The organism is Pseudomonas sp. 18173, from assembly GCF_050432945.1.
GTDB lineage: Bacteria > Pseudomonadota > Gammaproteobacteria > Pseudomonadales > Pseudomonadaceae > Aquipseudomonas.
In genome coordinates this window covers 45,632-68,729 of record NZ_JBKFTN010000008.1, presented here as the reverse complement: position 1 = coordinate 68,729, position 23,098 = coordinate 45,632, and the positions used below count along the sequence as shown (strand labels likewise).

Below are 23,098 nucleotides of genomic sequence, written 5' to 3'. Positions count from 1 at the left end.
GCGTTATCGCATAAACCGTAGGGGCAAACCCCGGCAGCTGTCATTAAGACGCTTGTCGTGCCAGGCCAGTTGCCCCGACACGATCGTGGTGCTGACACTGTGTCGAAAGCTCCGGCGGGCGAAAGGTGTCCAGCCGCATTGCGACAGGATCGGTTGCGTGGAAACGGCAACGCCGCCGGGTTCGGGTTTGATCAGCACCAGATCTGCCCAATAGCCTTCTCGAAGATAACCTCGATCGGGAATGGCGAATAGGTCGGCGACACGATGGCTGGTTTTGGCCACCAGCGTGGTGATCGGCAAAATCTGCTCTGCGACCAGTTCCAGCAACGCAGGCAACGCGTGCTGCACCAGCGGCAGACCGGATGGTGCCTGCCAGTAAGGCTGCTGTTTTTGCGACCAGGTGTGCGGCGCGTGGTCGCTGCCAATGATGTCCAGCCGGTTGCTCGACAGAGCCTGGCGTAAGGCATCGCGGTCAGCTTGCGTCTTGATCGCCGGGTTGCATTTGATCAGGTTGCCCAGGTCGGGATAGTCGCGGTCATCGAGCAGTAGATGATGCAGGCAGACTTCAGCGGTGATGCGTTTTTGATGCAGTGGCTGGTCTTCGAACAAGGCCAGTTCCCGAGCCGTTGTCAGGTGCAGGACGTGCAGGCGGGTGCCATGCTTTCTCGCCAGGTCGACCGCCATTGAGGATGAGCGAAAGCACGCGTCGGCATCGCGGATCAGTGGATGAACCGCAGGGGGAGCAGACTCGCCAAGATGTTCCCTGAGTCTGGCGGCGTTGGATTCGATACTGGGCGTGTGTTCGCAGTGGGCCAGTAAAAGGGTCGGCACGTCAGCGAACAAGCGTTCGAGAATGCGCGGGTCGTCCACCAGCATATTGCCGGTCGACGCGCCCATGAACACTTTTACCCCGGCCACTTCGCAGGGCTTGAGCGCGGCGACGGTGTCGAGATTGTCGTTGCTCACGCCGAAATGAAAGCCGTAGTTGGCCGCGGAGTTGATTGCCGCGCGGCGCTTCTTGTCGGCCAGTGCCTCGAGGGTCAGGGTCGGTGGACAGGTGTTCGGCATGTCCATGAAGCTGGTGATGCCTCCCGCCACCGCGGCCCGGGACTCGGTGTAGATGCTGCCCTTTTCGGGCGCGCCGGGATCACGAAAATGCACCTGGTCATCGATCATGCCGGGCAGCAGCCATTGGCCCTTGGCATCGATTTCCACGTTGGCGTTTTCATCGTCAATGCTGCCGGCGATTTTCACGATACGGCCGTTACTCACCAGCAGATCGCCCTCGAACTCACGGCCTTCGTTCACCAGCCGGGCATTGCGAATCAGCACGCTGCTCATGGTCAGAACTCGTTTTGCAGGGCTTTGTAGCCACGCACCAGATCGACGTTGGTGCGCGCCACGTCTTCGGAAAACTCCGAAGCACTGACGCTCACCGGCGGGTATTGCGAGAGGTCGGTGTTGGGGCCGATCCGTGTGGTGGAGGGCACGTAGAAGGCTGCAGGCAGGTCACGCCCGTCGACCACCGAGTTGTGCCGTACCACGCAACCGTCACCGACCACGCAGTTGAACAGCACGCTGTTGAAACCTATGAACACTCGATTGCCGACGGTGCAGGGGCCATGCACGATCGAGCGGTGGGCGATGGAACTGAATTCGCCGATGGTCACCGCCGCACCGGATTTGGAGTGGATCACCACGCCGTCCTGGATGTTCGAGTTGGCGCCGATGGTGATCGGCTGCATGTCGCCCGAGTCATCGACTTCGTCAGCGCGTATCACCGCGTAGGGACCGACGAATACGTTTTCGCCGATCACCACTTTGCCGCAGATGATTGCCGTCTTGTCGACGTAGGCCGACTCGGCAATCAGCGGTAGATCGCCGGAAGGATTCTTGCGGATCATGGCTGGCTCAACGCGTTGTACAGGGTGTTGAGGTTGTACTCGAACAACCCGGTGAAGGTGCTGGCCGGGCCGCTCGACGCGAGGGCATCGGAGTACAGCGTGCCGCCGATCTGTGCACCGCTTTCATCGGCGATCTGCTTGAGCAGACGCGCGTCCTTGATGTTTTCCATGAACACCGCCTTGACCTTGGCCTGACGAATCTGGGTGATCAGGGCAGCCACCTCGGTGGCCGAAGGTTCGCGCTCGGTGGACAGGCCTTGAGGCGCCATGAATTCGATGCCGTAGGCTTGGCCGAGATAACCGAAGGCGTCATGGGACGTCACGATCTTGCGGTTGCCTGGTGGCAGTGAGCCGAGTTTGGCCTTGGCTTCAGCGAGCAGGGCGTAGACCTGCTTCAGGTACAACTGGCTGTTGCGCTCATAGTCGGCGCTGTTCGCCGGGTCAGCGGCAATCAGCGCCTTGGTGATGTTGGCGATGTACAGTTCGGTGTTCGCCAGGTTATGCCAGGCATGCGGGTCCGGAACGGTTTCGCCGTCTTCCTCCAGGCTACGCGGTATGACACCGTGGCTCGCGCTGATGACCGTTGCCCGGGTCTCGGTGCTGGTCACCAGGCGGTCCAGCCAGGGTTCGAAACCCAGGCCGTTCTTGATGATGAGCCTGGCCTTGAGCAGCGCTTTGGCGTCGTCCGGTGTCGGCTCGTACGTGTGGGCATCCGCGTCCGGGCCGACCATGTTGGTGATCTGGATATGGTCCTTGCCGACCTGACGGGTCATGTCGGCAAGGATGCTGAAGCTGGTAACCACCTGAAGTTTCTCGGCGGCAGACAGCGACATCGACACCATCATACTGAACAGCACGAGTAAAGCGCGCATCGGGTTAAACCTCATTGGGATGTGAGCAAAGGCGGGCGGCGCAGCAAGCCGTGCACCGGTCCGAACACCACGGACAACAGATACCCGGCGCCTGCGACCAACACGATTGCCGGGCCACTGGGCAGCGAGTAGTAGAGCGAGATCAACAGACCGAGCCACACCGAGAGGCTGCCGAGCAACGCGGCGAAGACGATCAGTACCGGCAAACGGCGACTCCAGAAACGCGCCGCAGCGGCAGGCAACATCATCAAGCCGACCACCATCAATGCGCCGATCGCCTGGAATCCGATGACCAGATTCAACACCACCAGTGTCAGGAACACGCCGTGGGCCAGTGGGCCGAGTCGGCTGACGGTTTGCAGGAAAAGCGGGTCGAGGGTGTCGAGCAGCAGTGGTCTGTAGATCAATGCCATGGCCATCAGACTCAGGCCCGAAACCCAAAGCATGCCGCTCAAGGTGGGGGCGTCGACCGCCAGCGCCGAGCCAAACAGCAGGTGCAACAGATCCAGGCGTTTACCGGCGATGCCGAGTATCAGCTACGCCACCGGCGAGGGAAATCGGATAGATCGCCGCGAGGCTGGCGTCCTCTCGCAGGCCAGTGCGTCGGGTAATCCAGGCGGCCAGGCCTGCCATGCTCAGGCCGGCACCGAGGCCGCCGATGGTCAACGCCGGAAGGCTTAGCCCGGCAAACCAGAAACCCAGCGCTGCACCGGGAAGGATGCCGTGGGCGACAGCATCGCCGATCAGGCTCATGCGCCTGAGGATCAGAAACACGCCCAGGGGCGCGGTGCTGCATGCCAGGAGCAAACCACCGAGCAGCGCCCGACGCATGAAGACGAACTCGTGGAACGGTTGCCAGAGATGCGCTGCAGCGATCATCAGGCCACCTGCGATTGAGGTTGTTGGCGGATCAGTTCGGCGCTCGGGCCGAATACACAACCGCTGCTTTTGATCAGCAATGTGTGCGGGATGTGCTCGCGGACGGCGGCGAGGTCGTGGCACACAACCACCAACGTCCGGCCTTCCACGTGCCATTGATGTATGTGCTTCCAGAGCAATGCCTGACCGGGCTCATCGAGGGCCGCGTGGGGTTCGTCGAGCAGCAGCAAGGTCGCGTCGGTCAGGCTCAATCGGGCGAGCAGGGCGCGTTGCAGTTCACCGCCGGAGAGGGCCATCAGGGGGCGGTCTTCAAGGCCATTCAGGCCCCAGTCTTCGAGGACGGCTTTCAGTCGTTGGCTACGGATTTGCGCTGATTGTCTGTTGCCCCAGAAACCGGCGGCGACCAATGCCTGAAGGCTGATCGGAAATTGCCTGTCCAGGTGTTGCTGCTGAGGCAGGAACGCCACACCGCCCCTGCGTGAAACACCCAGACTTACTTTTCCGGCCAGCGGTTTTTGCAAGCCAGCGATGACCTTCAACAGGCTGCTTTTCCCGGAACCGTTCGCCCCGATGATGGCGGTCAGGCTGCCCTTCGGCAGTTCGAAGTCCAGCGCCGGCGTGAGTGGCTGACCCGGTGCGCCCCAGCGCAAGACGTGGCAAGCGATCATGCGGCCTCCCAGTTGAATCGGCTTTCGGCTACGGCGTCATGGGCGTGCAGGCTTTCGGCATGGATCACACGAATGTGGAACGCGTTGATGCCTGTGGAGCGCTTCAGGGCCAGATTCAAACGGCGTGCGGCGTCTTCGCAGAACATAAGGTTCTGACCGTTGGCCAAGGCGAAGGCTTGTTCGTCGGCGCGTTTAACCGCTGTTTGGACGGCGGTACCGAGTGCGGCTTCGGCGTCGTTGATGACGGCAATCAGAGGCAACTCATCCAGAAAATCAGCCAGGCGTACGCACAACTTTGCGCTGCTGCGCTGGCTGTGAGGTGTGGCGACGATGCCGTTGGTGGAGCCGAGCCAGGCTAAAACATCGGCGTGTTGCAGCGACTTGTTGGCGAAATCATCGACGAACTGCTGCTGAATCAACTGTCGAGAAAGGGCTGCGGAACACGGGCAAGTTGAGGAATAAGGCAGGTCGATTTTTAGTTCCACGTGGAACATTGCGTTTTTCAAACGCGCTTCGATGCTCACGGGGTAACTTTTCCAGCCCGCCAATGGGCTGATCAGCGCCGGCCTTTTCAGCAGCACATCGACGTGAATGGTTAAGTGAGCGCTGCTGGACAGCCCTTCATGGCTCTGAAGAAAACGCTGCAAAACCCGCCGTAGTAAAGCCGGTGAAAGGCTTTCCTGTTCCAACAACTCAAGCGCCAGATAGAGCCGCGACATGTGAATGCCGCGCGCATTGCCATCGTCGAGGCTCACGCCGGCATCGGCCTTTGCATTCAACCGCTGGCCATCAAACAAAACAGGAAGAGCAATGCCGCACATGCCCACCCACTCCAGTGGCAGGGCTTGGCGTGTGGCCTGCACGGCGATATCCGGCAAAGTCAGCGCATTCATGAGCAGGTCCATCGTGGGAGTTGATTTGAGATGTTATAGTATAACAATCAAATCGACGATGCCTTTTTCATGAACAGGTCTTCATCGACCCCAGTGGCGCCAGCCTCAGCGGTGATTTCAGTCAGTTGGCCCTGGGCGCACCTTGCTTGGCGGCCTGGCGGGAATCACCACGTTGTATCGCAAGCGCGTGGAGCAGGCAGGCCTAACAGCCAGCGATCCGGCTGCAGGTGAACTTGGCGCTGCTGCCGCCGGAGCTGGAAAACCGGTTGATCGTGGTCCAGCCGATGCGCTGGTTGTAGCCAACCCAGGTCTCGCCATCGGAAGCGATACCGGTGAAGAACGTAAGCTGGCCGTAGCGGCTGTTGGTCTGCACCCAATAGCGTCTGCCGGCTGTTTCGAACCCGCGCAGATAGATCGTGCTTCCGGCGGTGTTGACGCTGTAGGCGTTGCCATCCGCATCCACGCAGGCCAGCAGGTTGGCGCTGCGGGTGCACCTGGCCAGGCTCGGGACCTGGGCCGTTGCGTCGGCAGCCACCAGCAGGGAAAGCATGATCAATGCGGGTTTAAGGGCGTTGCGCATAAGCTTTCTCACGAGAGGAGCGGCGTTCAGCATCCTGTCCTTTGCGCTGCTGAGCAAGAGGGGATAGTTTATCTGTGATGTAACAGTATAACATTGCGTAAGCCCGACACAGCGACCGGGCATCCCTGTGAGGTATATGTAGATGTCAAATCGACTCCCCGTGACCGTTCTCTCCGGCTTTTTAGGTGCTGGAAAGAGTACACTTCTTAATTACATACTACGTAATCGCGATGGATTGCGGGTTGCGGTCATTGTCAACGATATGAGCGAAATCAACGTTGATGGCACCGAAGTCCAGCGCGATGTCAGCCTAAATCGGGCTGAAGAACGGTTGGTGGAAATGAGTAACGGGTGTATTTGCTGTACGTTACGTGAAGATTTGCTGGAGGAGGTGAGCCAGCTCGCCAGGGAGGGTCGCTTCGACTATCTGCTGATCGAGTCCACCGGTATTTCCGAGCCGCTGCCGGTGGCGGAAACCTTCACCTTCCGCGATGAAAACGGCCAGAGCCTCAACGACATCGCACGCCTGGACACCATGGTCACGGTGGTCGATGGCATGAACTTCCTGATCGATTACCAGGCTGCTGAAAACCTGGCTTCCCGAGGCGAAACGCTAGGGGAAGACGACGAGCGTTCGATTACCGATCTGCTGATTGAGCAGGTCGAGTTCGCCGATGTGATTTTGCTCAGCAAGGTCGACTTGATCAGCCGTCACCAACGCGAGGAACTGCTCGCCATACTTGAACGGCTCAACGCCCGGGCGGAAATCATTCCGATGGCGATGGGCGAAATCCCCTTGAACAAGATTCTCAACACCGGTCGTTTTGACTTCGAAAAGGCTGCCCAGGCACCGGGATGGTTGCAGGAACTGCGCGGCGAACACGTGCCGGAAACCGAAGAGTATGGCATTGCGTCCAGCGCTTACCGGGCCCGGCGGCCGTTCCACCCGCAGCGGTTCTTCAACTTAATCAACGGCTCCTGGGATAACGGCAAGCTGCTGCGCTCCAAGGGCTTTTTCTGGCTGGCGAGCAAACACATGGACGCCGGCAGCTGGTCCCAGGCCGGTGGTTTGATGCGCTATGGTTTTGCCGGGCGCTGGTGGCGTTTCGTACCGAAAGGCCAATGGCCGCAGGACGCGGAAAGTACCGCCGGGATCATGAAAAACTGGTCCGCCGACGGCGGGGACTGTCGCCAGGAACTGGTATTCATCGGCCAGAACATCGATTTCATGCAACTCACGGCCGAACTGGACGCCTGCCTGCTGACCGATGAGGAAATGGCGCTGGGCGAAGAGGGCTGGCGTTTGCTGCCTGATCCATTCGGCCCCTGGTACGAAGAGGCTGCGTGAGCCTCTATTGGCGCTTCAAGGTTTGAGCCAGGTGCCCTGGCTCCGAGTCTCGCAGTAAGGCTGCAGATACGCCGCGTCAGTGGCAACGCCGTAATAGTGAATATCCTGGCGGTAGGGCATATTGGTGACTTGGGCGTTGCTGCAGATGCCAAATGCGCCGCCGGGGCATTGATCGACATACCGGACCTCGACTTTCTGCCCCGCCAGGTTCGGCTGGCAGAAGCCATCGGCGAAGAGTTTTGGCGGTATGTTGCGGTTCTGCTGGCAAACCTGGACATCAAGCCGTTCTGCCTGGCTGTGAACCACGCAAGCCTGGGCCAGCGCCTCGCCCGAAACGAGTGCCAGGAGCAACGACAAGCCAATCAACCGCATCCATCACCTCCTCAGAAATCATCGACCATGCTGCAGAACATCCCCACTCATGTCATTGCCGGCCCGTTGGGCGCCGGCAAGACCAGCCTGATCAAACACCTGTTGGCCCAGCGCCCGGCTGGTGAGCGCTGGGCGGTGTTGATCAACGAGTTCGGTCAGATCGGTCTCGACGCTGCGCTCCTGACCCGGGACGCCGATGGTATCGCACTGGGCGAAGTGGCCGGAGGCTGCTTGTGTTGCGTCAACGGCGCACCGTTCCAGATTGGTCTTGGGCGTTTGTTGCGCAAGGCACAACCGGATCGGCTGTTCATAGAACCCTCAGGGCTGGGGCATCCGGCGCAGTTGCTCAGGCAGTTGAGCGAAGCGCCGTGGCAAGGCGTGTTGGCTGTTCAGCCTTGTGTACTGGTGCTGGACGCCCAGGCGCTGGCCGCTGGCAAACCGCTGCCGCAGGCGCAACAGCAAGCGCTGAGCCATGCGGGATTGTTACTGTTGAACAAATCTGAAGGTCTCGAAGAAGAAAGTCGCCAGCGGGTTGCCGGGCAATTGCCGTCGACCCCTTTGTACTGGACGCAACAGGCGGCTTTACCCTTGAGCGAGTTGCCGGGGCTGAAGGCCAGGGCGCTGGAGGGTGTGGATAACTTCGTCGTGCCCAAGGGATTGGCGCAGATGCCGGCTGTCTGGACCGATCCCGCGTTGCCCATCTGCTTGAGTCAGGAGCAGGACGGTGGCTGGAGTATCGGTTGGCGTTGGCACTCAAGCCAGGTGTTTGATGCTGCCCGGGTCTGCCGCTGGCTTGAAAGCCTTGCCTGGAAGCGGGCGAAGCTGGTTATCCACAGTGTCCAGGGGTGGGTCTCGGTGAATGCGGTGGATAACTCTGTGCTGAGCTGGCAGCCCAGTGAATGGCGGCAGGATTCGCGTATCGAGCTGATTTTCGGTGAGCCGCAGCATGCAGAACGACTGCAGAGTGAGCTGGCAGCGTGCCGATCCGAAGCGGGTTAATGGCCTAAGGTCGCCACTTGGTATGTTCCTGACGCCACTGGCTCAGCTCGATCACTTCAGCGCGAGGCTTCACCACTTCGACCACCGGTTCGGTTTCGTCGAATGGAGCCGGGTAGGGCGCCAGCTCAATCTGTGCGCTGTGGGCGCCGAACTGGGTGATGGTGCCGTTGTGGCGGGTTTCACCGGTTACGGTGAATTCGAAGTTGTACACACGGGCCAGGCGTCGCCGACCGCTGGCATCCTTGATGAACGCTATTCTTTTCAAGGCCACGTTGCCGTCCAGCAATTCGATCCCGAGCTTGCTGCAGTGCTGTTTGACCCGCTCCAGCGCGCGCTCGCGCAAGCCGTGGTTGTGCCAAAGCCATGCGCCGGCAGTGGCGAAAAGCATCAGCACGAATATATTTCCAAGGGTCAGCATCAACAGGGTGCTCCAACAAGATAGTGTCAGCTTAACTGTGTCGCTGGTCTGTCGTACAGGCTGCGTTTAGTCGCATACTGCGCGGCTAGAATTTCAATCGTTTTACGGAAATCCACCGCATGAAACGTACACCGCATTTGCTCGCTATCCAGTCCCACGTGGTATTTGGTCACGCTGGCAACAGTGCCGCGGTTTTCCCGATGCAACGGGTCGGGGTGAATGTCTGGCCGCTCAACACCGTGCAATTCTCCAATCATACCCAGTACGGTCAGTGGGCCGGTGAAGTGCTGGCGCCGCAGCAGATACCGGACCTGGTCGAAGGCATTGCGGCGATTGGCGAGTTGGGCAACTGCGATGCGGTGCTCTCCGGTTACCTCGGCAGTGCGGCCCAGGGTCGGGCGATCCTGACGGGAGTGGCGCGGATCAAGTCGATGAACCCCAAGGCGCTGTACCTGTGTGACCCGGTCATGGGGCATCCGGAGAAGGGCTGCAGTGTTCCGGCGGAAGTCGGTGATTTTCTGTTGGAAGAGGCCGCGGCCGTGGCGGACTTCATGTGCCCGAACCAGCTGGAGCTGGACAGCTTCTCCGGGCGCAAGCCGCAATCGCTGTTCGATTGCCTGGCAATGGCGCGCGTTTTGTTGGCGCGCGGCCCGAAAGCGGTGCTGGTCAAGCATCTGGACTACCCCGGTAAACCGGCAGAGGTCTTCGAAATGCTGCTGGTGACGACCGAAGGCAGCTGGCATTTGCAGCGCCCGCTGCTGGCGTTTCCGCGTCAACCGGTAGGTGTGGGCGATCTGACGTCCGGGTTGTTCCTGGCGCGTGTGCTGCTGGGAGACAGCCTGGTAGCTGCGTTCGAGTTCGCGGCGTCGGCGGTGCATGAGGTGCTGCTGGAAACCCAGGCGTGTGCCAGCTACGAGTTGGAACTGGTTCGGGCCCAGGACCGGATTGCCCATCCGCGGGTGCGGTTCGAAGCGAACCCGATCAGCCTCTGATTCAGCGTTGTCCCCTTCGTCGGATCGCCGCCCGGAGCCGGCTCGCTCCCACAGGTTTTGCTGTGTTGCACAAAGAGTGCTGACAACTTGAATCCCTGTGGGAGCGGGCTTGCCCGCGATGGCGATTGAACGATCGAACAGGTCAGGCGTCGCCCTTGATTTCCTGATAGCGCTTTTCCAGTTCCTGGCGAATCTGCCGGCGCTGCTGGGCCTGCATATAGCGGCGCTTGTCTTCGCTGTTCTGCGGTTGCAGCGGCGGTACCGATGCAGGTTTACGCTGGTCATCCACCGCAACCATGGTGAAGAAGCAGCTGTTGGTGTGGCGCACCGAGCGCTCGCGGATGTTCTCGGTCACCACCTTGATGCCCACCTCCATGGAGGTGTTGCCGGTGTAGTTGACCGAGGCAAGGAAGGTCACCAGTTCGCCGACATGGATCGGCTCACGGAAAATGACCTGGTCCACCGACAGGGTCACCACATAGCGGCCGGCATAACGGCTGGCGCAGGCGTAGGCCACTTCGTCGAGGTATTTGAGCAGGGTGCCGCCGTGAACATTGCCAGAGAAGTTGGCCATGTCTGGGGTCATCAATACCGTCATCGACAGCTGGGCGTTTCCGGGTTCCATAGCATTCTCACGGGTCAAGGCCAGGTTTGAGGGACGCACCTCTGCGGGTGCCTCAGCGGTTTTTTCAAACTAACAGTTATCGGGACGCCGGGTGCGGAGTCGCCGTCACGCCGGATCGATCTGTTTCCATATATTGCACCGCCTTTCTGCCAGAAGTCGCGGTGTTACCCTGCAAAAAAGCTCTGTCTCAGGGCATTTCCTACACGCGATCCAGATATTTGTTCTGCTCGATCAGACTTTTCCTGCGTCCGGGATCGAGCAATGCCATCCAGGGAGTCTCACGCCATGCATGCCATCAGTTTCATTCAGGATCTGGCAGTGATCATGTTGATCGCAGGCGTGGTAACCGTGGTTTTCCATCGCCTGAAACAACCAGTGGTGCTGGGCTACATAGTCGCTGGCTTCATCATTGGCCCGCACACCCCGCCATTCGGCCTGATCCATGACGAACAAACCATCAAGACCCTGGCCGAACTCGGCGTGATATTCCTGATGTTCTGCCTGGGCCTGGAGTTCAGCCTGCGCAAGTTGTTCAAGGTCGGTGCCACGGCATTCATCGCGGCGTTCCTGGAAATCGTGTTGATGATCTGGATCGGCTACGAGATTGGGCGCTGGTTCGAGTGGAACACCATGGATTCACTGTTCCTCGGCGCGATCCTGGCGATTTCCTCGACCACCATCATCGTCAAGGCACTCAATGACCTGAAGTTGAAGAACGAGCGGTTTGCACAGCTGATATTCGGTGTCCTGATCGTCGAAGACATTCTGGGCATCGGCATCATCGCGCTGCTGTCCAGCATCGCCGTCAGCGGTACGGTCAGCTCCGGCGAAGTGTTTTCTACAGTCGGCAAACTGTCGCTGTTCATGATCGTCGCATTGGTCATCGGCATTCTGATGGTGCCGCGTTTGCTGGCCTACGTGGCCAGATTCGAGAGCAACGAAATGCTCCTGATTACCGTGCTGGGCCTGTGTTTTGGCTTTTGCCTGCTGGTGGTCAAGCTTGAGTACAGCATGGTTCTCGGGGCGTTCCTGATCGGTGCGATCATGGCTGAATCCCGGCAACTGCTGAAAATCGAGCGCCTGATTGAACCGGTTCGCGATCTTTTCAGTGCGATTTTCTTTGTGGCCATCGGGCTGATGCTCGATCCGGCAATCCTGCTGCAATACGCCTGGCCAATTGCCGTAATCACCGTAGCCGTGGTGCTCGGCAAGATGTTGTCCTGTGGCCTGGGTGCGTTTATCGCCGGTAATGACGGACGCACCTCACTGCGAGTCGGGATGGGTCTTTCACAGATTGGCGAATTCTCTTTCATCATCGCGGCACTCGGCATGACGTTGCAGGTTACCAGCAACTTTTTATACCCCGTGGCTGTGGCGGTTTCGGTGATCACGACCTTGCTGACGCCTTATCTGATCCGCGCGGCTGATCCATTGTCTATCAAGCTCGCCGGCGCCATGCCGGAACGACTGGGGCGAGTGTTGGGGATGTATGGCGAATGGCTGCGCAGCATCCAGCCTCAGGGTGAGGGGGCGTTGCTGGCGTCGATGATTCGGAGGATTTTGCTGCAGGTGGGAGTGAATCTGGCGCTCGTGATTGCGATCTTCTTAACAGGTGCGTTCCTCGCCGAGCGCGTATCGGCTTACCTGCAAGGCTGGATCAGTGACCCGAGCTGGCAGAAGGCATTGATCTGGGGTGGGGCGCTGTTGTTGTCACTGCCTTTCTTGATTGCGGCGTACCGCAAGCTCAAGGCGCTGTCGATGTTGCTGGCGGAAATGGGCGTCAAGCCAGAGATGGCCGGGCGCCACACACAGCGAGTGCGCCGGGTGATCGCCGAAGTGATCCCGATCCTGTCGCTGCTGGTGATCTTTTTGCTGCTGGCAGCCTTGTCGGCCAGTATTTTGCCGACCAACAAGTTGCTGGTACTGATCGCCGTGGTTGCGGCCGCCGTGGCGGCGCTGCTGTGGCGCTGGTTCATTCGTGTGCACACGCGGATGCAGGTGGCGTTGCTGGAAACCCTCGACAATCACAAGGAGTCGTCCGGGCATTGACCACCCTGCAGCGTTCGCCGGGTCAGCTTTCCAGCCAGACGTCCCGCGCCCAGTGCCATACGGATTCCCAGGACTCTTCGGTGATCAGCTCTTCTTCGCCCGACCACAGCACCACCGTGCCGTCTTCTTCGACGCAGTAGTAGTTGTCGCCGTCCTGGCAAATCGGGATCAGATCCCGTGGTACGCCAGCATCCCAGGCATTTGCGGCCACATCGGGCAGGTAGGTATGCGATTGCGGGTCAGTGACGGTCACGGGTTCAAGACTGCCGTAAACCACATCGCTGACGGTCAGCAGGAATTCCTTGAAGACGAACGGAATGTTGATGAAGAGTTCTTCTTCGACCTCTACCAGTTGATCTTCGTCGGGCAACTCCAAGGGGACCGGTACCGGTTCGTTGGCTTCACGCAGTTGTTCGATGATTTCTTCCACGTCCGGGATCCTCTTGCTTGTATGGCGCGGTTTATATGGGGCGGTTTATACAGTAGCTCGCTATAGATGCAACCGCGAAATAGAAAACCCCAGCCGAAGCTGGGGTTTTGTTTACAGCAAGTGAAACGCTGAGGGTGATCAGCCGTTCTGGCGGATACCGGCCACCAGCCAAGGCTGGTTTTCGCCCTGGGCGCGTTCCATGTTCCAGCTTTCGCTGAAGACTTCGCCCTGGTCGAAACGCGAGGTTTTCGACACGCCAGTGAAGGTCAGGGTGGCGATGGTCTTGTCGGCGCGATCGTCCACACCGTCCAGCTGTACATTGAGGTTATCAATGTAGGTGGACTGGAAACCGTCGCCCAGGTCGGCACGTTCGCGCTTGAGGAACTCCAGCATTTGCGGAGTGACGAATTCGGCGATCTTGTCCATTTCGTTGGCGTCCCAGTGCTGTTGCAGGGACTGGAAGTGATTGCGAGCCGCTTCGACGAAGGTCCTTTCGTTGAACCAGGCTGGAGCATTGATCACAGGACGGGCGGCAACAGGTGCAGCCGAGCCACCGAAGATCGAACCGCCGGCAGGCTTTTGCTCGAACGCTTCACGCTGCATCGGCGCATGACCGGCCGGAGCGTAGTGCTCCTGCTGCTTGCGACGACGGGCGGCGATAAAGCGGAAGATCAGGAACGCGATGACGGCCATGATCAGGATGTCGAAGATCTGCATGCCCTGGAAGCCGCCACCCATGAACATGGATGCCAGCAGGCCACCAGCGGCGATACCGGCCAGAGGGCCGAGCCAGCGCGAAGCGCCACCGGCTTTGGCAGCGGCGCCAGCGGCACCGGCAGCACCAGCGGTCGCCGCGGCGCCGCCCATGCCTGGAGAAGAAGGAGCCATCTGGCTGGTCTGGTGCGTCGGCGCAGCGCCTGCGCTTTTGCCACCACCGAAGCGCTTGGCGGCATTGACGTCGAGACTCATCGTCAGGCCGATGCACAACGCCATGGCGATGCTAAGAAAACGTTTCATAAAGGGAATTCCCATTTGTGGAAGGCACGCGCGCCATGTTGCACAGCTGAAGTGTTACTGGCTAGCGGCAGAGTGTTTCGGGCTTTTGCCTGACAGTTCGTGTTCAGCTTCAGTCAGCGCAACAGGGCCTTTTGACTTTGATATGTCAGATGAGTGGATAAGTTTTGTAGGACGCTTACCTAGCGTCGCAACGCCAGCATGACGACCCCGGCCGTGATCAGACCGATTCCGCCCCATTGGCGCAGGTCGAGTTTTTCTCCCAGCAGAACCACGCCCAGTATGGCGACCAGCACCACGCTGAGTTTGTCCACCGGAGCGACCAGTGAGGCCGGACCGACCTTGAGCGCGCGGAAATAGCAGATCCACGATGCACCGGTGGCCAGGCCTGACAACAACAGGAACAGGTAGCTCTTCGCAGAGATCGATCCCAAGGACTGATATTGGCCCGTGGCGTACAAAATCAAGGCCAGGCTGACCAATACCACGATCGTACGCAGCAGGGTGGCGAAGTCGGAATTGACGTTTTCAATGCCGACTTTCGCGAAAATGGCGGTCATCGCTGCGAACGCCGCCGATAACAGGGCCCAGAATGTCCAGGAAGAAAAAAAGCCTGAGCCCATGTCGTTAAGTGCCTTTAGTCAGATAAACCCACAGAAAAGCATCCGGCGTGTCTTTAGATGGCTTCCAGCTTGGCATAACCGAGCATCAGCCACTTGCTGCCTTCGCTGAAGTTCACCTGCACCCGGGCCTGGGCCCCGGCGCCTTCGAAGTTGAGGATCACGCCGTCGCCGAAGATCGAGTGGCGCACAGTCTGGCCCAGGCTGAAGCCGGTTTGCGGAATCTCGCTGCCGCTGAACAGGTTGCTGCCACTCATCGACTGGTTGCCGCCGAACGGACGGCTGACGCTATTGGACAGCCGCACCTCCTGAATCAGGCCTTTCGGAACTTCGCGTACGAAGCGCGACACCTTGTTGTAGGTCTCGCTGCCATAAAGGCGTCGGGTTTCGGCGTAGGTCATCACCAGATTCTGCATGGCCCGGGTGATACCGACGTAGGCCAAACGACGCTCTTCCTCAAGGCGGCCGGGTTCTTCCAGGCTCATCTTGTGCGGGAACAGGCCTTCTTCCATGCCCACCAGGAACACGTAAGGGAATTCCAGGCCCTTGGCGCTGTGCAAGGTCATCAGCTGGATGCTGTCTTCGTGCTCGTCGGCCTGGGTATCGCCGGCTTCCAGCGACGCATGACCGAGGAAGGCGGCGAGCGGCGTCAGGTCTTCGTCCTCTTCGCTGTTTTCGAAGTTGCGCGCGGCGCTGACCAGTTCCTCAAGGTTTTCTACCCGGGCCTGGCCTTTCTCGCCTTTTTCCGCTTCGTGATAGGCGATCAGCCCTGACTGCTCGATGACGGTCTGGGTCATCAGGTGCAGTGGCATTTCCATGCACTTGGCGGCGAGATTCTCGATCAGCTCGATAAATGCACCAAGGGCACCGGCCGCACGACCGGTCAGGCCTTTGTTGGCCACCAGTTGGCGCATCGCTTCCCACATCGACACATCGCTGTGGCGTGCATGATCGCGGATCGCTTCGACGGTTTTTTCGCCAATGCCACGGGCCGGCACGTTGATGACCCGTTCCAGCGCCGCGTCGTTGCCCCGTCCTTCAAGTAACCGCAGATAAGCCATGGCGTTCTTGATTTCGGCGCGTTCAAAGAAGCGCTGACCGCCATAGATGCGGTAGGGAATGCGCTCGCGCAGCAAGGCTTCTTCCAGAACTCGCGACTGGGCGTTGGAGCGGTACAAGATCGCGATATCGCTGCGAGACAAGCCGGTTTTCAGCGCACTTTCGATGGTTTCGACAACGTAGCGTGCTTCGTCGTGTTCGTTGAAGGCGGCGTACAGGTTGATCGCTTCGCCGTCGCCGCCGTCCGTCCACAGTTCCTTGCCCAGGCGCCCGGTGTTATTGGCGATCAAGGCGTTGGCGGCCTTCAGGATGCCGGCGGTGGAGCGATAGTTCTGCTCCAGGCGAATGGTCTCGGCGTCCGGGAAGTCTTCGGAATACTGGTAGATGTTCTCGATTTTCGCGCCACGCCAGCCATAGATCGACTGGTCGTCGTCGCCCACCACCATCAGGCTGTCGCCACCCTTGGCCAGCAGGCGCAACCAGGCGTACTGCACGGCGTTGGTGTCCTGGAACTCGTCCACCAGGATGTGCCGGAAACGTTTTTGATAGTGAGCGAGCAGGCCCGGGTGATCGCGCCACAGATCGAGGGCGCGCAGCAGCAGCTCGGAGAAGTCGATGACACCCGCACGCAGGCAGGCGGCCTCGTAGGCTTCATAGATGCCGCGCATGGTCGCCAGGAACAGGTCACCGCTGGCTTGAATGTGTTGCGGACGCAGGCCTTCGTCTTTCTGCCCGTTGATGAACCATTGGGCCTGGCGGGCCGGCCAGCGCTGTTCATCCAGGCCGAGCTCGCGGATCACCCGCTTGACCAGCCGTTGCTGGTCGTCGCTGTCGAGAATCTGGAACGTCTGGCTCAAGCCCGCTTCCTGCCAGTGCGCCCGCAACAGGCGGTGCGCCAGGCCGTGGAAGGTGCCGACCCACATGCCGGCCGGGTTGATACCCATCAACTGCTCGATGCGCTGGCGCATCTCGGCAGCAGCCTTGTTGGTGAAGGTCACCGACAGGATGGAGTGGGGCGAGGCGTTTTCGACCTGGATCAACCAGGCGATACGGTGCACCAGCACTCGGGTTTTACCGGAACCAGCACCGGCCAGGACCAACTGACGACCCACGGGGGCCGCTACGGCCTGGCGTTGGGCATCGTTGAGGGAGTTCAGCAGAAGGGAGAGATCATCGCGCATCAGGGCATTCTAGGGGGACGCGACACACCGGGCAAACTCCGCTTCGCTTTAGCCGATGAAAGTTATGCGAAGGACGACCGGTCGGTCATCGTCTGCGGGCGTTGGCCGGGCTTGCCTCCAGCGTTTTCACCGGGCGTCGGCGGCTGAAAAATTTGGCGATTTATTGATCAGCAGCAGTTTGGTCCGGGCAATTGCTTGTGTATGCTCCGAGCAGTTTCGGGCTCGTGCTCATCATTATAAGAACAAGAACATCGCCTATGACCCTCAGCTTCGACCTGTCGGGCCCCACTGTGGAACCCCGGGAGATCCGTAAACAGTACGCCATGGAAATGGCGGTCGAACGCACGCGCCTGTTGTATCAGGGCTCGCTGCTACCCACGTTGTTCATGTTGATCAATGGCCTGGTCTGCGCCGGTTTGCTCTGGAGTCCGCAGCGCTATGTCCTGGTCAGTGTCTGGCTGGTGTGGTTGTTGTCACTGGTGGCATTGCGGGTGATTCAGGTCGCAGCCTTCGATTCTGCCATTCCCGATCGACAGGCCAATCCCGTTTGGCGACGGATGTTTTTGCTGGGCTCCGGTCTCACCGGTCTGACCCTGGCCGGCGCCGGCATTGCCCTGGCTCCCGCCGATAATTTCATTCAGCAAGCCTGGGTCTTCGGCCTCATCGGTGCCGCAGCGCTCTCGGCCAGCGTGGCTTATGCAGTCAGTTTGCCGGCTTTTCTGTCTTTCACCTTGCCCTGCCTGTTGCCGGCCATCGCCTATATGTTTTTTGGGGGAGACGATCAGCAGCACGGTTGGGGCTGGTTCGGGCTGATTCTGCTCGGTGCATTGAGCGTGGTTGCCTGGCAGGTCAATCGATTGATTGATCGTGGCTTGATGCGACGCTTTCAGAATCAGGCACTGATCGAACATCTTCAGCACGCGCAAAGCTGCAGCGAACAGCTCAATCAGAAACTGGCCAGGGAAATAGAGCAGCGCCGACGCGCCGAGGACGAGTTGCGGGAAATTCAGATCGATCTGGAAAACCGTGTCGCTCAACGCAGCCTGGAGCTGGACGTCGCCAACCAGGCACTGAGCAAGAGTGAGGCGCGTCTGGCGCTGGCATTGAAGGCCAGTGAGCTGGGGTTGTGGGACTGGAATCTGCAAACCGACGAAGTCCATCACACGCAGATTCAGGAACTGTTCGGCCTGGAGCCGGACCAGGTCACGGCATTACTGCGTCACCTCAAGCCGCGTCTGCATCCCGAGGATCTTCCTGCGTTGAAGAGGGCGCTGGTCGAGCACATGAAGGGCCGCACCGAGGACTACCAAGTCGAGTATCGCGTACGGCATGGCGATGGCCACTGGGTCTGGATCGAGGACCGTGGGCGGGCGGTCGAGCATGCCGAGAACGGCCGGGTGATTCGCATGGTCGGCACTCGCCGTGACATCAGTGCCAGCAAAGGCCTGGAAGATCAGCGGCAACTGGCAGCGACCGTATTCGAAGCGGCCAGCGAAGGGATCGTGATTTTCGATCCGAACTACGCCTTGATCGCGGTCAATCAAGCCTTCAGTCGAGTGACCGGCTATGACATCGAGGACATGATCGGACGTAATGTCGTCGAGTTGCCATGCAGTCGCGATGCGCGTCGGCATTACGCCGCAATACATCAGGCGCTGGAACAGCAAGGCAGCTGGCAGGGCGAACTGGTGGAAACCCGCAAGAACGGCGAGATGTACCCGCAATGGCTGCAACTGAATGCTGTGCGCGATACCCGGGGAAATGTCAGCCATATTGTGGGTTTCTTCGCTGATCTCTCCGCCCGCCGGGAATCCGAAGAACGGATGCGCTATCTGACCCATTACGACGAACTTACCGGTCTGGCCAACCGCTCGATGTTCCGTGAACGCCTCAGCGAGGCTCATCAACGAGTGAGGCAGGGCGGTTATCGCAGCCTGGCGTTGCTGCACATCAATCTCGATCGGTTCAAGCAGCTCAATGACAGCCTGGGGCATGAAGTCGCCGACCAGTTATTGCAGAAAATGGCCCGGCGACTGGTGAATGCGTTGCCTGAGGCCGACACCATCGCGCGCCTGTCCGGTGACGAATTTGCGGTGTTGTTCAACGCCTACGGCAACCTTTCGAGCCTGGCCCGGGTGGCAACTCGTCTGGCGAGCAAGTTGCGTTTGCCGTTGACCATCGAGGGACATGAGCTGGTGGTCAGCGCGTCGATGGGCATCAGCTTGCTACCGGACAGTGCCCGGGAAATATCGGCATTGGTCAGTCAGTCGAATATGGCCATGCAGCACGCCAAACACCTGGGTGGTAATAATTTCCAGTTCTACACCGATAGCCTGCAAGCCAGCACGCTGGAGCGTTTGCAGCTGGAAAACCATTTGCGCAAGGCCGTCGAAGAGCAGCAACTGAAGGTGTTTTACCAACCCAAGCTGTGCCTTGCGACGGGCAAGTTGAATGCCGCCGAGGCGTTGGTGCGCTGGGATCATCCGACCATGGGCCGTGTGCCGCCGGGGGATTTCATCGGGTTGGCTGAAGAGACCGGTTTGATCGGCCCGATCGGTGAATTCGTGTTGCGTCAGGCCTGCTGGCAAGCCTGTGAGTGGCAGAGGCAGGGGCTTGAGCCGATCCGGGTGTCGGTCAATCTGTCGGTGCATCAGTTACGCCAAGGCAAGCTGGTCAGTCTGGTGCGACAGGTCCTGGAGGAAACCGGGCTCGCGCCGCACCTTCTAGAGCTGGAACTCACTGAAAGCCAGTTGCTCGACAGCGTCGAACATATCATCGCGACCTTCCAGCAATTGCGTGATCTGGGGGTGAAACTGGCCATCGATGATTTTGGCACGGGATATTCGTCCCTGAGCTACCTCAAGCGGATTCCGGTGGATTACGTGAAGATCGACCAGGCGTTTATCCGCGGATTGGGTGAAGGCACTGAAGATGCGGCGATTACCCGGGCAATCATTGCCATGGCCCATGGCTTGTCACTGAAGGTAGTGGCCGAAGGTGTGGAGCGGCACGAACAGCTGGAGTTCCTCAAGCATGAACGTTGCGATGAGGTGCAGGGTTATCTGATCAGCCGGCCTATCGAAGCAGAAGGGTTGGCTGCGCTGCTACGAGACCAGAACGCGAATTGAAGGAGGAAGCTTCCCGCCGGATATTTTCTGGAATCGACGGGAAGCCAGGAAGCTAGTGTCTGTTTAGCAAACGGTCACAACTTGACTAATGTGATGCACCAGTTGGCCTTCGTGGAAAATATCCACGCCTGTAACTTGTGAAGTGCCAAGAGATTTATATTCGACAAACTTTTCGGTTAATACTTGCAGATGAATTCCATCGGATTTTTCAAGCACCAGGTTCAGGCGCAATTTGGTAGTTTTATCCTGCAAGGGACTGAATTCAAGCCTTGCCGTAACGCCAGGGTTTGCAACGGTTACAGTGCCGTAAGTGCGGAAAGAAGGCGCTCCTGGCATGTTGTCTATCAGTGCTACCCAGTCTTTGGTTTCGATGATCATAGTATGTAACTCCAGTAATTGAAATTTAATGCTTCCTGCCCGGTAAATATATACTGGTTGATTCTTTTGTAAGTGATCTATTTTGATTGAGTTGTAAAGTTTTATATGTTGCTTGTTGGTTTTTTGGAGAATATATTTGCGCTGTAAGTTGTCGGCCTAATCAGGAAAGTGATGGTTGATGGGATGTAGTAGCCCGCTGGAACCTCCGCAAGACCTGCTACATGAGGCGCGGGCACGTGATATCGAGGGATTCGGTAACGCATTGAGCAGGCAAAAAGCCGATTCATGTAGTATAACTACAAGCGTGCTACATCCCCGGCACCTGCCAATAACAAAGAGTCCAGCCCTTTGAATCTGCTGCAACACATCGCCCAGTCTCGTCACCTGTTACGCAAATCGGAGCTCAAGGTCGCCGATCACGTGCTGCTTGATCCTGCGGCCGTGATGCACAGTTCCATGGCCGACCTGGCCCACAGCGTGGGCATCAGTGAGCCGACCATCGTGCGTTTTTGCCGTGCCATCGGCTGTTCCGGCTTTCAGGACCTGAAGCTGAAGCTGGCCCAGAGCCTGGCGGCAGGTGCGAGTTTCGGCCAGTTTGCGATCCATGAGGATGATTCGGTCGCCGACTACAGCCTGAAAATCTTCGACACCACCCTGCATACGCTAATGGAGGTTCGCGAGAAACTCGATCCACTGGAATTGCAGAGGGCCGTGACACTCATGTCCCAGGCCCAGCGTGTCGAGTTCTACGGCTTCGGCGCCTCGGGTGCGGTCGCGGCGGACGCCCAGCACAAGTTCTTCCGCTTGCTGCTGACGGCGGCGGCGTATTCCGACCCGCACATGCAGGCAATGTCGGCCGTGACGCTCAAGCCAACCGACGTGGCGATCTGCATTTCCCAGTCCGGGCGCTCCAAGGACCTGCTGATCACCGCCAACCTGGTGCGTGAAAGCGGTGCTTCGCTGATTACCTTGTGCCCGAGCCAGACGCCACTGGCCGAGCTGTCGACGGTCAACCTGGCGATCGATGTGCATGAAGACACTGAAATCTATACGCCGCTGACGTCGCGTATCGCCCACCTGGTGGTGATCGACGTGCTGGCGATGGGCGTGGCCATGGCGCGTGGCCCGAGCCTGGTCAACCACCTCAAGAGCGTCAAGCGCAGCCTGCGCAGCTTGCGGTTGTCGCCCAAGTCGGTGAAAGCGCTGGACGACTGATGATTCTGAGTTGAAGTATCTGAAGGTCGTTCCGACCTTATTCGCGAGCAAGCCCGCTCCCACAATTGACCGTATCCAACAGGCAGAACTCGGTCGAATGTGGGAGCGGGCTTGCTCGCGAAGGCGTCCTAAAGCCCCCTCAAGGTTCATCAGTCTGTAACGCCCGAGCCGCCAAACCGTCATCCCTGGTGCCTATCCTGAAACTCCCGTACTCGCCTTGGGAGACTCGAAATGGCCATGCCTTACGAAGAACGCAACAGCGCTGTCAAAACCCGTCGCCAGCAAGAAGATCAGCGCCGCATGGAATTCCGCCGCGCCATTGAAGATCGCTGCGAACGCCGTCAGCTTCTGGCAGAAATTGGTGATTTTCCGGAGTTGGAGCTCAACTTCTGGCAGGCAACTCCCTCGACTTCCCGTCGAAACGCTCAACCAGCGCGCTGATCTGAATCCGTTCGCTACGGATAAACGCCAGGAAGGCGTGAGCTACCGGTGACAGACGTTTCGCCTTGGCCTGCACCAGGCACCAACTGCGAAACAGTGGCAGCTCTTCAACGGGCAGCTCGATCAGCCCGCCGGTTGCCAGCTCAAGGTTCAGGGCGTGGCGCGTCAACAGCGCAACGCCCAGTCCTGCCAGTACACATTCACGCTGGGCTTCGGCAGACGAGACTTCCTGAGTCTGGTTGAAGTGCACGCGTTTCTCTTTGAAGTATTCTTCGCACGCCAGCCGCGTCCCGGAGCCGGGCTCACGCAACAGCAGCGTGTAGGGCTCGAGATCCTGCAAGCGCAGCGGTCCCATATGACACAACGGGTGATCCGGTGGCGCGACGGCGACGATCGGGTTGTTCAGGAACGGCAGGAACTCCAGGCCCATGTCCTGAGGCACCATGGACATGATCACCAGGTCGTCGCGGTTGTCCGACAAACGTCGAATGACCTGGCCGCGATTGACCACCGTCAGTTGCAGGTTCACCTCCGGGTGCTGGCGTTTGAAGGCGGCAAACAAGTGCGGCACGAAATATTTGGCGCTGGATTCCACCGCCAGTTTCAGTTGCCCCTGCAGCGAGCCCTGCATGTCCGACAGCTGCATGTCGAGGTTTTCCAGGCGCCCGAAAATATCCCGGCTGGCCCGCTGTAACGCTTCAGCCGCTTCGGTCATGTAGAGTTTTTTGCCGACGTAATCGAACAAAGGCTGGCCAATCAGCTCTTCAAGTTGACGAATCTGCAGGCTCACGGCAGGTTGTGTGAGCGACATTTCCTCGGCTGCACGACTGTACGACCGCAAATCACAGACCTCGTTGAAGATCTGCAGTTGTCGTAAAGTCATACGCATCAATGACTTACGCATTATGTGGTCGCTCTCGTCGCTGGCTGGTGAATCAACTATAAGTCTTTACTTATGCGCGACCCAATAATTATTCATTTTTGTTAATCCCTTGTGAGCGCTAGTGTGGACCTGCGACCAAATTGAAACATT

General features: G+C 59.0%; 22 protein-coding genes and 1 pseudogene. 7 read left to right on the top strand and 16 right to left on the bottom strand.

Annotated features, from left to right (window positions below):
- Nucleotides 1-3: 3 nt before the first annotated feature.
- The 7 genes and pseudogenes from ACLD1X_RS11410 to ACLD1X_RS11380 form a co-directional block, all read right to left on the bottom strand.
- Nucleotides 4-1,341 (bottom strand): dihydroorotase, encoded by a 1,338-nt coding sequence (locus tag ACLD1X_RS11410; protein ID WP_429367653.1) that lies wholly within the window; start codon nucleotides 1,339-1,341, stop codon nucleotides 4-6.
- Between the two features lie 2 nt (nucleotides 1,342-1,343).
- Complete coding sequence (locus ACLD1X_RS11405) at nucleotides 1,344-1,904, bottom strand: carbonate dehydratase (protein ID WP_008018335.1); 561 nt, start codon at nucleotides 1,902-1,904, stop codon at nucleotides 1,344-1,346.
- Nucleotides 1,901-2,776 (bottom strand): metal ABC transporter substrate-binding protein, encoded by an 876-nt coding sequence (locus ACLD1X_RS11400; protein ID WP_429367651.1) that lies wholly within the window; start codon nucleotides 2,774-2,776, stop codon nucleotides 1,901-1,903. Before ACLD1X_RS11400 ends, ACLD1X_RS11405 begins: the two co-directional genes overlap by 4 nt.
- Nucleotides 2,777-2,787: 11 nt before the next feature.
- Nucleotides 2,788-3,655, bottom strand: a pseudogene (locus tag ACLD1X_RS11395) (metal ABC transporter permease).
- Nucleotides 3,655-4,323, bottom strand: coding sequence for a metal ABC transporter ATP-binding protein (locus ACLD1X_RS11390; protein WP_429367649.1), 669 nt, complete (start codon nucleotides 4,321-4,323; stop codon nucleotides 3,655-3,657). Before ACLD1X_RS11390 ends, ACLD1X_RS11395 begins: the two are co-directional and overlap by 1 nt.
- Nucleotides 4,320-5,216 carry a GTP cyclohydrolase FolE2 gene (gene folE2 / locus ACLD1X_RS11385; protein WP_429367647.1) on the bottom strand — a complete coding sequence of 299 codons (897 nt, stop codon included), beginning with the start codon at nucleotides 5,214-5,216 and terminating at the stop codon, nucleotides 4,320-4,322. The genes ACLD1X_RS11390 and folE2 overlap by 4 nt, the downstream gene beginning before the upstream one ends.
- Before the next feature lie 202 nt (nucleotides 5,217-5,418).
- A complete protein-coding gene (locus ACLD1X_RS11380; RefSeq protein ID WP_429367645.1) occupies nucleotides 5,419-5,796 on the bottom strand; it encodes a glutamine synthetase in 378 nt (125 codons plus the stop codon).
- 142 nt (nucleotides 5,797-5,938) lie between these two features.
- On the opposite strand from ACLD1X_RS11380, the gene zigA reads away from it, so the two are divergent.
- Complete coding sequence (gene zigA, locus ACLD1X_RS11375) at nucleotides 5,939-7,144, top strand: zinc metallochaperone GTPase ZigA (RefSeq protein ID WP_429367643.1); 1,206 nt, start codon at nucleotides 5,939-5,941, stop codon at nucleotides 7,142-7,144.
- 15 nt (nucleotides 7,145-7,159) lie between these two features.
- Here the strand turns inward: zigA and ACLD1X_RS11370 are convergent, their stop codons facing one another.
- Nucleotides 7,160-7,516: an NADH:ubiquinone oxidoreductase gene (locus ACLD1X_RS11370; RefSeq protein WP_429367641.1), complete on the bottom strand. Its 357-nt coding sequence runs from the start codon at nucleotides 7,514-7,516 to the stop codon at nucleotides 7,160-7,162.
- A gap of 27 nt (nucleotides 7,517-7,543) precedes the next feature.
- Between ACLD1X_RS11370 and ACLD1X_RS11365 the strand changes: the two genes are divergently transcribed.
- Nucleotides 7,544-8,515 (top strand): CobW family GTP-binding protein, encoded by a 972-nt coding sequence (locus ACLD1X_RS11365; RefSeq protein ID WP_429367639.1) that lies wholly within the window; start codon nucleotides 7,544-7,546, stop codon nucleotides 8,513-8,515.
- A gap of 4 nt (nucleotides 8,516-8,519) precedes the next feature.
- On the opposite strand, the gene ACLD1X_RS11360 is transcribed toward ACLD1X_RS11365, so the two are convergent.
- On the bottom strand, nucleotides 8,520-8,933 hold the full coding sequence (locus ACLD1X_RS11360) for a DUF3301 domain-containing protein (protein WP_429367637.1): 414 nt from the start codon (nucleotides 8,931-8,933) through the stop codon (nucleotides 8,520-8,522).
- 119 nt (nucleotides 8,934-9,052) lie between these two features.
- Here ACLD1X_RS11360 and pdxY point away from each other — a divergent pair, with 119 nt between their 5' ends.
- Nucleotides 9,053-9,925 (top strand): pyridoxal kinase PdxY, encoded by an 873-nt coding sequence (gene pdxY, locus ACLD1X_RS11355; RefSeq protein ID WP_429367635.1) that lies wholly within the window; start codon nucleotides 9,053-9,055, stop codon nucleotides 9,923-9,925.
- A gap of 142 nt (nucleotides 9,926-10,067) precedes the next feature.
- Here pdxY and ACLD1X_RS11350 read toward each other — a convergent pair whose 3' ends face one another.
- Nucleotides 10,068-10,550, bottom strand: coding sequence for an acyl-CoA thioesterase (locus ACLD1X_RS11350; protein WP_007934430.1), 483 nt, complete (start codon nucleotides 10,548-10,550; stop codon nucleotides 10,068-10,070).
- 285 nt (nucleotides 10,551-10,835) lie between these two features.
- Here ACLD1X_RS11350 and ACLD1X_RS11345 point away from each other — a divergent pair, with 285 nt between their 5' ends.
- On the top strand, nucleotides 10,836-12,599 hold the full coding sequence (locus ACLD1X_RS11345; RefSeq protein ID WP_429367633.1) for a cation:proton antiporter: 1,764 nt from the start codon (nucleotides 10,836-10,838) through the stop codon (nucleotides 12,597-12,599).
- 22 nt (nucleotides 12,600-12,621) lie between these two features.
- On the opposite strand, the gene ACLD1X_RS11340 is transcribed toward ACLD1X_RS11345, so the two are convergent.
- The 4 genes from ACLD1X_RS11340 to uvrD form a co-directional block, all read right to left on the bottom strand.
- Nucleotides 12,622-13,029, bottom strand: coding sequence for an SMI1/KNR4 family protein (locus ACLD1X_RS11340; protein ID WP_007995855.1), 408 nt, complete (start codon nucleotides 13,027-13,029; stop codon nucleotides 12,622-12,624).
- Nucleotides 13,030-13,167: 138 nt separating this feature from the next.
- Nucleotides 13,168-14,046, bottom strand: a complete 879-nt coding sequence (locus ACLD1X_RS11335; RefSeq protein WP_429367630.1) for a Tim44 domain-containing protein — start codon at nucleotides 14,044-14,046, stop codon at nucleotides 13,168-13,170.
- Nucleotides 14,047-14,225: 179 nt separating this feature from the next.
- Complete coding sequence (locus tag ACLD1X_RS11330; RefSeq protein WP_007989639.1) at nucleotides 14,226-14,666, bottom strand: EamA family transporter; 441 nt, start codon at nucleotides 14,664-14,666, stop codon at nucleotides 14,226-14,228.
- Nucleotides 14,667-14,719: 53 nt separating this feature from the next.
- Nucleotides 14,720-16,903, bottom strand: coding sequence for a DNA helicase II (uvrD, locus tag ACLD1X_RS11325; protein WP_095964375.1), 2,184 nt, complete (start codon nucleotides 16,901-16,903; stop codon nucleotides 14,720-14,722).
- 257 nt (nucleotides 16,904-17,160) lie between these two features.
- On the opposite strand from uvrD, the gene ACLD1X_RS11320 reads away from it, so the two are divergent.
- A complete protein-coding gene (locus ACLD1X_RS11320) occupies nucleotides 17,161-20,031 on the top strand; it encodes a putative bifunctional diguanylate cyclase/phosphodiesterase (protein WP_429367627.1) in 2,871 nt (956 codons plus the stop codon).
- Between the two features lie 63 nt (nucleotides 20,032-20,094).
- Here ACLD1X_RS11320 and ACLD1X_RS11315 read toward each other — a convergent pair whose 3' ends face one another.
- On the bottom strand, nucleotides 20,095-20,409 hold the full coding sequence (locus ACLD1X_RS11315; protein WP_429367625.1) for a hypothetical protein: 315 nt from the start codon (nucleotides 20,407-20,409) through the stop codon (nucleotides 20,095-20,097).
- A gap of 348 nt (nucleotides 20,410-20,757) precedes the next feature.
- Here ACLD1X_RS11315 and hexR point away from each other — a divergent pair, with 348 nt between their 5' ends.
- A complete protein-coding gene (hexR, locus tag ACLD1X_RS11310) occupies nucleotides 20,758-21,624 on the top strand; it encodes a transcriptional regulator HexR (protein ID WP_007954250.1) in 867 nt (288 codons plus the stop codon).
- A 231-nt stretch (nucleotides 21,625-21,855) separates the two neighbouring features.
- Nucleotides 21,856-22,065, top strand: a complete 210-nt coding sequence (locus ACLD1X_RS11305) for a PA3496 family putative envelope integrity protein (protein ID WP_008018316.1) — start codon at nucleotides 21,856-21,858, stop codon at nucleotides 22,063-22,065.
- Here ACLD1X_RS11305 and ACLD1X_RS11300 read toward each other — a convergent pair.
- Nucleotides 22,007-22,969, bottom strand: coding sequence for a LysR family transcriptional regulator (locus tag ACLD1X_RS11300; RefSeq protein ID WP_008018315.1), 963 nt, complete (start codon nucleotides 22,967-22,969; stop codon nucleotides 22,007-22,009). The genes ACLD1X_RS11305 and ACLD1X_RS11300 overlap by 59 nt on opposite strands.
- Between the last annotated feature and the right edge of the window lie 129 nt (nucleotides 22,970-23,098).